Consider the following 13,651-nt stretch of genomic DNA (forward strand, 5'->3'; position numbering starts at 1 on the left):
TCTAACACTTCCCGTGTGAGCCGACAGCCTCTACCTCTTACGGCAAGCCTAAGACCCTGGAGATGGCCATGAACAAGACGATCGACGATCTGGCGAACCGCTGGCTCAAGCGGCGGCCGGACGGCCTCAGCCAGCTCGAAAGCCGGGTGCTGCAATCGACGCTCGAACGCACCACCATCTCGCGCGACACCAACAAGGCCGTTGCCTTCCACCAGACCTTCGGCGACCGGCTTGCCGATACGATCGCCCGCATCGGCGGGTCATGGTCCTTCATCCTGACCTTCATCGCCTTTCTGGTTCTATGGACGGCGAGCAATGTCTGGCTCCTGTCGCGTGACGCCTTCGATCCCTACCCGTTCATCTTCCTCAATCTCGTTTTGTCGATGGTAGCCGCCTTGCAGGCGCCGGTGATCATGATGGCGCAGAACCGCCAGACCGAACGCGACCGCATCGACGCCGCCCACGATTACGAGGTCAACCTGAAAGCCGAGATCGAGATCATGGCGCTGCATGAAAAGCTGGATGAACTGCGCCACGGCCAGATTCTCGGCATGCGCGACGAGATCGTGCAACTGACCGAGATGATCAAGCGGATCGACGAAAGGCTGTCTTCGCAGCAGTCGGCTTCATGACCGACGCGATCCACCATTTCATCGAACAATACGGGCTGCTCGCGGTCTTTGTCGGTTGCATCGCGGAGGGCGAAAGTGCTGCCATTCTCGGCGGCTTCTTCGCCCACCAGCAGGTCTTCGTGCTGTGGCACGCCGTCCTTGCGGCCGGCCTCGGCGCCTTTGTCGGCGACACTTTCTTCTTCATCCTCGGACGAAGCTTTGCCGACCATCCCTATGTCGTCAGATTGCGCAAGCGGCCCGGCTTTCGCCGCGCCTTTCGCCTGCTCAACACCCATCCCGACATTTTCGTGCTGTCGAACCGCTATATCTACGGCATGCGTCTCGTCGGCGGCATTGCAGCCGGGCTCTCCAATATCACAGCGCCGCGCTTCGTCATCCTCAACGCGCTTTCATCGGCGGTCTGGGCGGTGCTGTTCGGTACGATCGGTTATGTCTTTGGACTTGGCGCAGAGCACTTCATCGGCCAGGCGCTGATGCATCACGAACGGTTGCTGATCGGTCTTGGCATCGGCCTGACCGTGGCCGTTCTGGCATGGCTCGTCGCCCGTCACATCGCCAGGAGGGAACGCGCCAGGGAAGGCTGATCGTCAATCCACCCCGAGCGCCCGATCCCCCCGATCGAGGATGAGCGGTATGATCAGGTCTTCCTCGTCGGCAAGATGTCTTGTCAGCATGGCGATCAGCCGGCTGTTTTCGTCGGCATAGGCGTCGGCTGCAAAGCGCTGTCTGTCTTCGCTCTCCTGCAGCGTCTTGATGAAGGCATTGGCCGCCTCGGCATTGCGCTCCAGCCCTTCATGGATGGTGTGGTGGTCGGCATCGAGAATCTCGAAGCCGCGCTTCAAACGGGGCTCGGCCTTGGCGAAGACCGGGAAATATTGATAATCCTCGACATTGTGGTGACCGTCGAGATGCCCAAGAAAATGATTGAGGCGCGGCGCGAACCAGCGCGCGAAATCAGGCGCCGTCAGCCGTCCCTCACGGAAGTCGTCAATGCCGTTGGCCAGCATGCCGCCAAGTTCGCGGAACATGTCGTGCCGCTGCAGCCACATATTGGCGATGCCGTGGACGTTGGCATGGTCCTGCCAGTTTTCACGCGGGTATTTTTCGACGAGCCAGCGCAGATCGTCTGGCAGGCCCACGCGTTCGAGAAGCAGAAAATTGGCGGCCCCGGCCATGACAGTCTCCTTTGGTGACTGGCATATAGGCATCGAAAGGCTAGATCGGTAGCCCAGTGATCCGCTCGATAATGGCGATGCCCCAGACACCGGCGACGATGAGCACCGAAATCAGCACCGCCAGCGAACCGCAATCCTTGGCCAACTGGATGTCGACATTGAACTCGCGGCTGAAAGCGTCGCATGCCGCCTCGATGCCGGTGTTAAGCACCTCGACCATGATCAAGAGCAGCACCGCGCCGATCAGCAAGGCATAACCGCGCCACGAGATCGAAACGAACCAGCCGAGCGGCAGTGCCAGCGCCAACAGCATCAGCTCCTGCTGGAAAGCCTTCTCGCTGGCGGCCAGCTTGCGAAACGCCCGCACCGAATTGAAATAAGCGTCGATCAGCCGCTGCATGCCAAACCCCTTTGCGAATCACCGGCACGGGATAATGCAATGGCTGGCCAGATCAATGGAATAAGGTGACTTGTCCAAGATTCATTCAGCAACCGGTATGGACGATGTCGACTTTTCAAACTGCGGCAGCCCGTCGTCGATCGAATAATAGTCGCCCTTGTCACCGACGAAGATATGGCATTCCCCCTCAAGACCTGTCGGCTTGTCGAACGATCCCGCCATGACTGAAACGTAGTCCTGGTCTCGCGGCTTCCAGAACAGCACCGACCCGCATGCCTTGCAGAACCCACGCCTGGCGAAGGTAGAGGCTTCGTACCAGGTGATACTTTCCACGCCTTCGATCACGATGTCGACATTGGCAACATTGGTCGCGGCATAGAAATGTCCGCTCTGCTTGCGGCATTGCGAGCAATGACAATAGACGACGCCACGCAACGCTCCGTTCGTTCTGAAGCGGACGGCTCCACACAGACACGATCCCTGGTGACCACCACTCACGTCGATCCTCCTTGAAAGAAAAGTGCCTGGCATCACCTTCAGGATTCCAGCTTTGCGGCGCACGCACGCAAGCAAATGCGACATGTACTGGCGTGGAGAATGGAGCCGCGGACCTGGCGCATCCGGCTTGGTGCGTTCGGCGTGCAGGCGATCTGCGAGTTTCCGGAAAAGCGCATCGAGTTTTCAAGGACGGCATTTGCTGACCCAGACTCGCCGGCCTGCGCTGGGAACGCGGGCACTGAACCAACCAAAAGAAAAGCGCCGGATTTCTCCAGCGCTTTTCCCGTCAGCCGTTCAGGCCGAAATCGAGCTTAACCGTTCGCAACCTGCTTGTGCTGCACCGGGTGGCTCTTCTTGAGCAGGTCTGACACCAGGAACGCCAGTTCGATCGCCTGGTCCGCGTTGAGGCGCGGGTCGCAATGGGTGTGGTAGCGGTCCTGCAACTCCTCGGCGGTGATGGCGCGCGCGCCACCGGTGCATTCGGTGACGTTCTTGCCGGTCATCTCGACATGAATGCCGCCCGGATGTGTGCCTTCGGCGCGGTGCACTTCGAAGAAGGTCTGAACCTCCTTCAGGATGCGGTCGAACGGCCGCGTCTTGTAGCCGGCGGCCTCGATCGTGTTGCCGTGCATCGGGTCCGACGACCACACCACCGAGCGGCCTTCCTTCTGCACCGCGCGAACCAGCTTCGGCAGATGGTCGGCGACCTTGTCGGAGCCGAAACGTGCAATCAGCGTCAGCCGGCCGGGTTCATTTTCGGGGTTGAGCAAGTCGATCAGCTCCAGCAAGCCGTCCGGCGTCAGCGACGGACCGCATTTCAGCCCCAGCGGGTTCTTGATCCCGCGGCAATATTCGACATGCGCATGGTCGGGCTGGCGGGTGCGGTCGCCGATCCAGATCATATGGCCCGAGGTAGCGTACCAGTCGCCGGAGGTCGAATCGACACGCGTCAGCGCCTCCTCGTAGCCGAGCAGCAGCGCCTCATGGCTGGTATAGAAATCGGTCTCGCGCAGCGCATAGTTGGTTTCCGAAGTGATGCCGACGGCCTTCATGAAGTCCATCGTCTCGGTGATGCGGTTGGCGAGCGACTCGTATTTCTCGCCCTGCGGGCTGTCGGACACGAAGCCGAGCATCCAGCGGTGCACATTCTCCAGGCTGGCATAGCCGCCTTGCGCGAAGGCGCGCAGAAGGTTGAGCGTCGCCGCCGACTGGCGGTACGCCATCTCCTGGCGAGCGGGATCCGGAATGCGCGACTTCGGGTCGAATTCGATGCCGTTGATGATGTCGCCGCGATAGCTGGGCAGCGTCACCTCGCCCTTGGTCTCGTTGTCGGACGAGCGCGGCTTGGCGAACTGGCCGGCAACGCGGCCGACCTTCACCACCGGCTGCGCGCCGGCGAAGGTCAGCACCACCGACATCTGCAGGAAGACGCGGAAAAAGTCGCGGATGTTGTCTGCGCCATGCTCGGCGAAGCTCTCGGCGCAATCGCCACCCTGAAGGAGGAATGCGTCACCAGCAGCGACCGAAGCGAGCTGCTTCTTGAGCTTGCGCGCCTCACCGGCAAAAACCAGCGGCGGAAAGGTTGCGAGCTGGGCTTCCGTGTTCTTCAGCGCTGCAAGGTCCGGATAAGCAGGAACCTGCTTGATCGGCTTTGCTCTCCACGAATTCGGCGACCATTTCGTCATCGCTGCACCCAACGCTCTTTCCAGCGGCCTATACTCCGCCATTCCCGCCCCAATTGGGGATCGCGGCTCCATACACGAAGCCGATTTCCTATTCTAGACCGGAATTTCAGCGCTGGCGAATGGTCCGAGGCTAGCTACGCCGCCTTCTCCACCAGCCGTGCCAACTGCGTCATGACGACCGCCGAGCCCGCCAGCCTCTTCTCGGCTGTCGGCCAGTCGCGCACGAAGACGACACTGTGGTCCGGCCGGATCTTGGCCAACGATCCCTGTTCGCCAATGAACTTGACCAGCCCGACCGGGTTGGAGAATTCGCGCTTGCGGAAATGGATGACGACGCCCTTCGGCCCGGCGTCGAGTTTTTCGACATTGGCCTTGCGGCAGAGCGCCTTGATGAAGACGATCTTCAACAGATGCTTCACCTCCTCCGGCAGCGGGCCGAAGCGGTCGATCAGCTCGGCGCCGAAAGCGTCGATTTCCTCGGTGTTTTCGAGATCGCCGAGACGGCGATAAAGCGCCAGCCGGAGCTGCAGGTCCGGAACATAGCTTTCCGGGATCATCACCGCCGTGCCGACGGCAATCTGCGGCGACCAGCCGCCATCCTGCACCTCGCCCGAATCCTTCACCTCGGCGACGGCTTCTTCCAGCATCTGCTGGTAGAGTTCGAAGCCGACCTCCTTGATGTGTCCGGACTGCTCCTCGCCGAGAAGATTGCCGGCGCCTCTGATATCGAGGTCGTGGCTGGCCAGTTGGAAGCCGGCGCCCAGAGTGTCGAGCGATTGCAGCACCTTGAGCCTCCGCTCGGCGGTGTCCGTCAGCTTGCGGTTGGCCGGCAGCGTGAACAGCGCGTAGGCCCGCACCTTCGAACGGCCGACGCGGCCGCGCAATTGGTAGAGCTGCGACAGGCCGAACATGTCGGCGCGGTGGATGATCAGCGTGTTGGCGGTCGGAATATCAAGGCCGGATTCGACGATGGTGGTCGACAACAGCACGTCGTACTGGCCGTCATAAAAGGCATTCATGATGTCGTCGAGTTCGCCCGGCGGCATCTGGCCATGAGCCACCGCCACCTTCAACTCCGGCACGGATTCCTTCAGGAAATCATGTATTTCCGAGAGATCGCTGATGCGCGGCACCACATAGAAGGAATGGCCACCGCGATAGCGTTCGCGCAGCAGCGTCTCGCGGATCACCAGCGGATCGAAGGGCGATATGAAGGTGCGCACCGCCATGCGATCGACCGGCGGCGTGGCGATCAGCGACAGCTCGCGCACCCCGGTCAACGCCAGTTGCAGCGTTCGCGGGATCGGCGTCGCCGACAGCGTCAGCACGTGCACGTCGGTCTTCAGGTCCTTCAGCCGTTCCTTGTGCTTGACGCCAAAATGCTGCTCTTCGTCGATGATCAGCAGACCAAGGTTCTTGAACGAGATCGCGGAACCGAGCAGCGCGTGCGTGCCGATGACGATGTCGACCTGGCCTTCGGCGATGCCTTTCTTGGTCTCGGCCAGTTCCTTGGCGCCGACCAGCCGCGACGCCTGGGCGACGCGGATCGGCAGGCCGGAAAACCGCTGCGAAAACGTCTTGAAATGCTGGCGTGACAGCAATGTCGTCGGCACCACCACCGCCACCTGAAAACCTTCCATCGCCGCGATGAAGGCGGCACGCAGCGCCACTTCGGTCTTGCCGAAACCGACATCGCCGCAGATCAGCCGGTCCATCGGCTTGCCGGCAGCAAGATCGTCGCGCACCGAATCGATGGCCGTCTGTTGGTCGTCGGTCTCTTCATAGGGAAAGCGGGCGGCGAACTCGCCATAGAGGCCTTCTGCCGGCACCAGTGGCGGCGCCGAGCGCATCTGCCGCTCGGCGGCGATGCGGATCAATTGACCGGCCATGTCGAGCAGGCGCTTCCTCAGCCGCGCTTTGCGCGACTGCCAGGCGCCGCCGCCAAGCTTGTCCAGCGTCGCCTCGGCCGTGTCAGAACCGTAGCGCGACAGGAGTTCGATGTTTTCCACCGGCAGGAACAGCCGGTCGTCGCCGGCATAGTGGATTTCCAGGCAGTCATGCGGTGCGCCGACCGCTTCGATGGTGCGCAGGCCAATGAAACGGCCAATGCCGTGGTCGGCATGGACGACAATGTCGCCGGCCGACAGCGCCGAGGCCTCGGCAATGAAATCCGAGGGACGCTTCTTGCGTTTCGAGCGCCGGATCAGCCGGTCGCCCAAAATGTCCTGTTCGGCGACGACGACCAGTTTTTCGGTCTCGAAGCCGGATTCGAGCGGCAGCACCGCCAGGGCCGCCTGCCCCGGCTCGAGCTTTTCGGCTTCCGCCAGCGTCACGACCTGCTTGAGGTTGCCGAGATGGTGTTCGGCGAGGATCTGGCCAAGCCGGTCGAGCGAGCCTTCGGTCCAGCCGGCGATGACGACGCGGCGGCGCGCCGCGCGCTCATCGGCGATGTGTTTGACGACGACATCGAACACGTTGGCGTTCGGATCGGCGCGCTCCTCGACGAAGCTGCGGCCGTGGCGCGAACCGGCGTGATAGACCTTCTTGGCGCCAATGTCGGGCGCGTCGAATGGCGTAAAGTCGATCGCTTCGCGCGGCCCGAGCGAGGTGATCAGGTTTTCCGGGGAGAGATAGAGCAGGTCCGGCGCGACTGGCTTATAGGGCACCGCATCCTTCAGCGCGCCGTCGGCCTGCTTCCTGCGCGCCTCGTAGTGATCGAGGATCAGCGTGTGGCGCTCGGCCAGCGCCTCATGCGCCAGATGGTCGAAGATGACAGGCGTGTCAGGCAGATAGTCGAACACCGTCTCCAGCCGTTCGTAGAAGAACGGCAGCCAGTGCTCCATGCCAGCGAAGCGACGCCCTTCGCTGACCGCCGCATAGAGCCCGTCGTCGCGCTGCGGTGCGCCGAAGGCTTCGATATAGGAGCGGCGGAAGCGACTGATGGTTTCCGGCGTCAGCGCCACCTCGCTCATCGCTTGCAGCGCCATCGACTTGCGTTGACCGGTGGTGCGCTGCGTGGCGGCGTCGAACACACGGATCGATTCCAGCGTGTCGCCGAAGAAATCGAGCCTGAGCGCCTCGGTCCAGCCGGGAGCGAACAGGTCGAGAATGCCGCCGCGCACCGCGAACTCGCCGATGCCGCGCACTGTCGGCACACGCTCGAAACCGGACGTTTCCAGCCGCGAGACCAGTGCGTTCATGTCGATCTGGTTGCCGGGCCTGGCATGAAAAGTCTGCGCCTCGACCAACTCGGACGGCGGAATGCGCTGCAGCAGCGCATTGGCGGTGGTGAGGATGACGGCGCGGTGCGGCTTCTTCGCCAGAGCGATCATGGCGGTCAGCGCATCGAGGCGCTTGGCGGCCGCATCGGAGCCGGGCGAGACGCGGTCGTAGGGCAAGCAATCCCAGGCCGGCAGTTCCAGCACCGGCAGGCCGGGGGCCGCGAAGGACAATGCCTCGATGATCGCCGGCAGGCGCTGACCGTCGCGCGCGACGAACAGAACCGGCTTGTCGGGCGCGATCTCGAGCGCCGCCTGCACCAGCGCAAAGGCTTCGTAGCCGTCGGCGACGCCATCGACGATGAACTGACCGGCGCGGCCTTTCGGCAGACCGATGGTGGGAATGAGGCTCATGAAATCACGGTCTTGTTTTATCGCAATTCCGAATGGAAAACCGCTTCGTACTTTTCCTGGAATTGCTTGTGTTCAGAATGTCAGAGAGCGGCGGAAAGCCAGGATCTTTCGCAGGACGGCACAATCGATATCGGCCGGAACCGGGCGTTCGCCGGTGACCATAGGCAGGAATTCGGTATCGGGAATGTCGAGGAGCCTCTCATATTGGTCGATTTCCTCGTTGGTCAAGACGCCGATCTCAGCGTCGGCGAAAGTGCCGAGGATCAGGTCCATCTCGCGCATGCCGCGATGCCAGGAGCGAAACAGAAGCTTGCGGCGGCGCACGTCCAGCCCCTCGCTTGATCTCGTCGTTCCGGTCATCGTACCGCATCCTTGCTTGCTGCGGCGCATATAGCGTGGATAGAAGGGGCTGTCAGCCTTGCGCTGCCGCCGTCGCAACATAAGCTGACATCATGCGCCCGACCATCCTCGATCCCTTGTTTGTCCCGATCACGTCGCTTGCAGGCGTCGGACCGAAAGTCGGCGCGCTGATCGAGAAGGTTGTTCCGGCCGATCTCGGCGACCGCGCGGCGCGTGCCGGCGATCTTCTGTTCGTGCTGCCGCACACCGTCATCGACCGGCGCAGTCGGCCTGGTATCGCGGGATCCGCGGAAGGCCAGATCGTCACGCTCGATGTGCGCATCGACCGCCACCAGCCGCCACCGCGTGGCAATAGGTCGGTGCCCTACCGGGTCTTCGCCCATGACGATACCGGAGAGATCGCGCTGACCTTCTTCCATGCTCACGCCTCCTATCTCGAAAAGACGATGCCCGAGGGCGAGCATGTCGTGGTCTCGGGCCGCATGGAATGGTTCAACGGCCGCCCGAGCATGGTCCACCCCGACCATATTGCGCTGGCCAGCGAGGCGGAAAACCTGCCGCTGGTCGAACCGGTCTATCCCCTGACAGCCGGGCTCTCGGGCAAGGTGCTGCGCCGGGCGATCGGCCAGGCGCTGACGCGCGTGCCTGAATTTCCCGAATGGCAGGACGGCGCCTTCATGCGGCGGCACACCTTTGCGGCCTTTGGCGATGCGCTTGCCCGCATCCACAATCCGGCCGACCCGATTGACGTCTCCATCGATGGTGCCGCCTGGCGGCGGCTCGCCTATGACGAGTTGCTGGCGGGCCAGGTCTCGCTGGCGCTGGTGCGAGCGAAAGTCCGCAGGCTGTCCGGGCGACCCCTGGTCGGCGACGGCCGCATCGTCGAAAAACTGCGGGCCGCACTGCCCTATTCGCTGACATCAAGCCAGGAGTTTGCGCTGGCCGAAATCAATGCCGACCTCGCCGACCCAGAGCGCATGCTGCGGCTTCTGCAGGGCGATGTCGGTTCCGGCAAGACCGTCGTCGCGCTGCTGGCCATGGCGCGTGCCGTCGAGGCCGGCGGCCAGGCAGCCTTGATGGCACCGACCGAAATCCTGGCGCGCCAGCATCTTGCGACCATCACGCCGCTTGCCGCCAAGGTAGGGCTTCGCATCGCCATCCTCACCGGTCGCGAGAAGGGCCGCGAACGCGCGGATACGCTGGCCGGCCTGGCAACCGGCGAGATCGACATCGTCGTCGGCACCCACGCGCTGTTCCAGGAGACCGTCACCTTCAAAGACCTCGTCTTCGCCGTCATCGACGAGCAGCATCGTTTCGGCGTCCATCAGCGGCTTGCCATCACCGCCAAGGGCGACGCGCCAGACATGCTGGTGATGACGGCCACTCCTATCCCGCGCACCCTGGTGCTGACCGCTTTCGGCGATATGGACGTGTCGAAACTGACGGAAAAACCGGCCGGCCGCCAGCCGATCCGTACCGTTACGCTGCCGCTCGAGCGGCTCGACGAACTGGTCGACCGCATGGTGGACGCCGTCGCCGGCGGCCAGAAGATCTACTGGATCTGTCCGCTGGTCGAGGAATCCGAAGAGATCAAACTGATGTCGGCCGAAGACCGCTTCGCCTCGCTGAAACCATTGTTCGGCGATCGCATCGGTCTCGTTCACGGCCGCATGAAGGGTGCCGAGAAGGACGAGGCGATGCGCGCCTTCAAGCAGGGCGAGACACGCATCCTGATCGCCACCACCGTCATCGAGGTCGGCGTCGACGTGCCGGACGCCACCGTCATGGTCATCGAGCATGCAGAGCGCTTCGGCCTGGCCCAGTTGCACCAGCTGCGCGGCCGGGTCGGACGCGGTGACAAGCCCTCCTCATGCGTGCTGCTCTACAAGGACCCGCTCGGCGAGACCGCAAAACGCCGGCTGTCGGTGATGCGCGAGACCGAGGATGGGTTCCTGATCGCCGAGGAGGACCTGAAGCTGCGCGGCGAAGGCGAATTGCTTGGCACCCGCCAGTCGGGCACGCCGGGCTTCCAGGTGGCTCGCATCGAGGCGCATGCCGACCTTCTGGAGGCCGCCCGCGACGATGCCAGGCTGATCCTGTCACGCGATCCGGAGCTGCAATCGCAGCGTGGTGAGGCGTTGCGCCTGCTGCTTTACTTGTTCGGTCGCGACGAAGCCGTGCGGCTTCTGCGCGCCGGCTGAGCCAGGGCGGCAACCGAAGGGTTGGCGAGCATCCCTTCGATCGGCTCGCCATTCACGACAACCATTTGCTTTACTTCGGGCGCCACCAGACCGGCGGAGACGATCAGCTTGGCGCCATCCTCGATCGTCATGTCGAGCAGCACGATGTCCGACTTCGGCACATACATCAGGAAGCCCGTGGTCGGGTTTGGCGTGCACGGCATGAATACGGCAATCAGCGGATCGCCTTCCTGGTCGAGCTTCTGGTTGATCTCGGTTTCCTTTTCAGTGGCGACGAACACCAGCGACCACACGCCCTTGCGCGGATATTCGACCAGCCCGACCTGGCGGAACATGTCACCCTTGTTCGACAGCACGGTCTCGAAAATCTGTTTCAGCGAGCCGTAGATGCCGCGCACCAGCGGCATGCGGCCAAGCAGGCGCTCGCCGAAATTGACGATGGCGCGGCCGACGATGTTTGCCGTCAGGAAACCGATCAGCGTGATCAGGATAAGCGCCACGATCAGTCCGAACCCCGGCACCGGAAACGACAGGTAGGTGTCAGGGCTGTAGCGGGCCGGAATATAAGGCTTCACCCAGGAATCGACCCAGCCGATGAACGACCAGGCAATGTAGGCGGTGATCGCCAAGGGCGCGCAGACGATGAAGCCCGTGAGGAAATAGTTCCTCAGCCGGGTCATGCCGGAGGTCTTGGGAGCGTCGGACATGGTTCACCGGAGCGCGGGTTGCAGCGCAACATTAGTGAACCGGACGAAGCTTTGGAACTGCGAAGTTTTTAAAGAGCCGATTATGCCGCTACTTCCAACGGCTCAATCTTCTCGAGCTCCGGCGCCAGCTTTCTGGCTTCGGTTTCAAGCTCATAGGCCTGTTGAAAATTCATCCAGAATTCGGGCGTGGTGTTGAAAAATCTGGCGAGGCGAAGAGCGGTATCGGGAGTCAGGCCGATCTCTTCCTTGGCAATGCGTTCGATACGGGTGCGCGGAAGGTTGAGCTTTTTCGCCAGCGCGCCTGCACTCATGCCGAGCGGGACGAGATATTCTTCACGCAGGAATTCTCCAGGATGAACTGGACGTGCGAACTTCGATGCCATTCGGCCCAACCTCCGGTCTGGAAGGCAAAACCTATTCCACCGTCACCGATTTCGCCAGATTGCGTGGCTGGTCGACGTCGGTGCCCATGAACACGGCGGTGAAATAGGCCAGCATCTGTATCGGCAGCGCATAGATGATCGGCGAGATGATTTCGGGCACATCCGGCAGCACGATTGTTTCCATCGTCTTCACGCTCACCTGCGCCGCGCCCTTGCTGTCGGTGATCAGGATGATCTTGCCGCCGCGCGCCGCCACTTCCTGCATGTTGGAAACGGTTTTCTCGAAGATCCGGTCATGCGGCGCGATGACGATGACCGGCATGTTCTCGTCGATCAGCGCGATCGGCCCATGCTTCAGTTCGCCGGCTGCATAGCCTTCGGCGTGGATGTAGGAGATTTCCTTGAGTTTCAACGCGCCTTCCATGGCCAGCGGGAAGTTGGTGTCGCGGCCGAGATAGAGCACGTCCTTGTAGCGCGAGAGTTCGCGCGCGATCCGCTCGATCTGCTCTTCAAGCTTGAGCACCTGGTTGGCGTAGCGCGGCGCTTCCGAAAGCGCGCGCACCAGGGTTTTCTCCTGTTCCTTCGAAATCATACCGCGCGCCACGCCGGCGCGCACCGCAAGCGCGGCCAGCACGGAAAGCTGGCAGGTGAAGGCCTTGGTCGAGGCGACGCCGATCTCGGGTCCGGCAAGCGTCGGCAGCACGACGTCGGATTCGCGCGCCATGGTCGATTCGCGCACATTGACGATCGCGCCGATCTTCATGCCGGCTTTGCGGCAATAACGCAGCGAGGCCAGCGTGTCGGCGGTCTCGCCCGATTGCGAGATGAAAAACGCCGCATCGTTCTTCGACAGCGGCATTTCGCGGTAACGGAATTCGGAGGCGACATCGATGTCGACGGGCAGGCGCGCGTAGCGTTCGAACCAGTACTTGCCGATCAGGCCGGCCAGATACGCCGTGCCGCAGGCCGAGATCGCCAGCCGACCAATTTTGGCGAAGTCGAACGGCAGGTCGAGCGGCTTCGACACTCCGGAGACGAAATCCACGTAATGCGCCAGCGTGTGCGAGATCACCTCGGGCTGCTCATGGATTTCCTTTTCCATGAAATGGCGTCGGTTGCCCTTGTCGACCATGAAGCTGGTCGACAGCGACTGCTGGCGTTTGCGCTCTACCTTTGTGCCGCCGATATCGAAGATCTCCACGCCGTCGCGGCGTACCACCGCCCAGTCGCCATCTTCCAGATAGGTGATCGAATTGGTGAACGGGGCGAGCGCGATGGCGTCGGAGCCCAGGAACATCTCGCCATCGCCATGGCCGACGGCCAAAGGCGGACCGTTGCGGGCGCCGACGATCAAATCCTCGTCGCCTTTGAACATGATCGCCAGCGCAAAGGCGCCTTCCAGCCGCTTCAGCGCCTGGTGCGCGGCTTCGACCGGATTCAGCCCCTTGGCGAGTTCGCGGGCCACCAGATGCGCCACGACCTCGGTGTCGGTCTGCGACGAAAAAGAATAGCCGTCGCGGACCAGTTCGTCGCGCAGTTCGGCGAAATTCTCGATGATGCCGTTGTGGACGATGGCGACGCCGTCGGAAAAATGCGGATGCGCATTGGTCTCGTTGGGCACGCCATGCGTCGCCCAGCGCGTGTGGCCGATGCCGATCGTGCCATCGAGCGGCTCGTCCTTGAGCCGGCGCTCCAGGTTGATCAGCTTGCCTTCGGCACGGCGGCGGGCGAGTTCGCCACGCTCGATGGTGGCGACGCCGGCCGAGTCATAGCCGCGGTACTCCAACCGCTTCAGCGCATCGACGATGAGCGGCGCAACCTGCGAGTGGCCGACGATTCCAACGATACCGCACATGCAGAAAGCCCCCGATTCCCCGGAAAACCAGCGCTATTTAGGGATGGCCGGCCTGCCGTGGAAAGTCACATTGCATTTCGTCCCGTATAACGGAACGCTCATTCTGTCGATGCACCATGACAG

General features: G+C 62.5%; 12 protein-coding genes. 3 read left to right on the forward strand and 9 right to left on the reverse strand.

Annotated elements, in window-relative coordinates:
* Positions 1–68 precede the first annotated feature (68 nt).
* Positions 69–632: a DUF1003 domain-containing protein gene (locus AC0NIL_RS20845; RefSeq protein ID WP_013531897.1), complete on the forward strand. Its 564-nt coding sequence runs from the start codon at positions 69–71 to the stop codon at positions 630–632.
* Complete coding sequence (locus AC0NIL_RS20850) at positions 629–1,216, forward strand: DedA family protein (protein ID WP_013531898.1); 588 nt, start codon at positions 629–631, stop codon at positions 1,214–1,216. The genes AC0NIL_RS20845 and AC0NIL_RS20850 overlap by 4 nt, the downstream gene beginning before the upstream one ends.
* A 3-nt stretch (positions 1,217–1,219) precedes the next feature.
* Here the strand turns inward: AC0NIL_RS20850 and AC0NIL_RS20855 are convergent, their stop codons facing one another.
* The 6 genes from AC0NIL_RS20855 to AC0NIL_RS20880 all read right to left on the reverse strand — a co-directional run bounded on the left by AC0NIL_RS20855 (position 1,220) and on the right by AC0NIL_RS20880 (position 8,382).
* The gene (locus AC0NIL_RS20855) at positions 1,220–1,807 is read right to left on the reverse strand and encodes a hemerythrin domain-containing protein (protein ID WP_013531899.1); all 588 of its coding nucleotides are present in this window, start codon (positions 1,805–1,807) and stop codon (positions 1,220–1,222) included.
* 40 nt (positions 1,808–1,847) lie between these two features.
* Entirely contained in the window at positions 1,848–2,207 is a 360-nt protein-coding gene (locus AC0NIL_RS20860) for a diacylglycerol kinase (protein ID WP_024503562.1), read from the reverse strand.
* Between the two features lie 81 nt (positions 2,208–2,288).
* Positions 2,289–2,705 carry a GFA family protein gene (locus AC0NIL_RS20865; RefSeq protein WP_127369360.1) on the reverse strand — a complete coding sequence of 139 codons (417 nt, stop codon included), beginning with the start codon at positions 2,703–2,705 and terminating at the stop codon, positions 2,289–2,291.
* 311 nt (positions 2,706–3,016) lie between these two features.
* Positions 3,017–4,390 carry a class II 3-deoxy-7-phosphoheptulonate synthase gene (locus AC0NIL_RS20870; RefSeq protein ID WP_013531905.1) on the reverse strand — a complete coding sequence of 458 codons (1,374 nt, stop codon included), beginning with the start codon at positions 4,388–4,390 and terminating at the stop codon, positions 3,017–3,019.
* 134 nt (positions 4,391–4,524) lie between these two features.
* Positions 4,525–8,022, reverse strand: coding sequence for a transcription-repair coupling factor (gene mfd, locus AC0NIL_RS20875; RefSeq protein WP_013531906.1), 3,498 nt, complete (start codon positions 8,020–8,022; stop codon positions 4,525–4,527).
* 72 nt (positions 8,023–8,094) lie between these two features.
* Complete coding sequence (locus AC0NIL_RS20880; RefSeq protein WP_013531907.1) at positions 8,095–8,382, reverse strand: succinate dehydrogenase assembly factor 2; 288 nt, start codon at positions 8,380–8,382, stop codon at positions 8,095–8,097.
* 92 nt (positions 8,383–8,474) lie between these two features.
* Here AC0NIL_RS20880 and recG point away from each other — a divergent pair, with 92 nt between their 5' ends.
* Entirely contained in the window at positions 8,475–10,583 is a 2,109-nt protein-coding gene (gene recG, locus AC0NIL_RS20885) for an ATP-dependent DNA helicase RecG (RefSeq protein WP_473573396.1), read from the forward strand.
* Here the strand turns inward: recG and AC0NIL_RS20890 are convergent.
* The 3 genes from AC0NIL_RS20890 to glmS form a co-directional block, all read right to left on the reverse strand.
* A complete protein-coding gene (locus AC0NIL_RS20890; RefSeq protein WP_473573398.1) occupies positions 10,535–11,290 on the reverse strand; it encodes a DUF502 domain-containing protein in 756 nt (251 codons plus the stop codon). The genes recG and AC0NIL_RS20890 overlap by 49 nt on opposite strands.
* An 80-nt stretch (positions 11,291–11,370) precedes the next feature.
* Entirely contained in the window at positions 11,371–11,673 is a 303-nt protein-coding gene (locus AC0NIL_RS20895) for a HigA family addiction module antitoxin (RefSeq protein WP_027161478.1), read from the reverse strand.
* 31 nt (positions 11,674–11,704) lie between these two features.
* On the reverse strand, positions 11,705–13,528 hold the full coding sequence (gene glmS / locus AC0NIL_RS20900; RefSeq protein ID WP_027161477.1) for a glutamine--fructose-6-phosphate transaminase (isomerizing): 1,824 nt from the start codon (positions 13,526–13,528) through the stop codon (positions 11,705–11,707).
* Between the last annotated feature and the right edge of the window lie 123 nt (positions 13,529–13,651).

The sequence above is a fragment of the Mesorhizobium sp. WSM1343 genome (assembly GCF_055901535.1).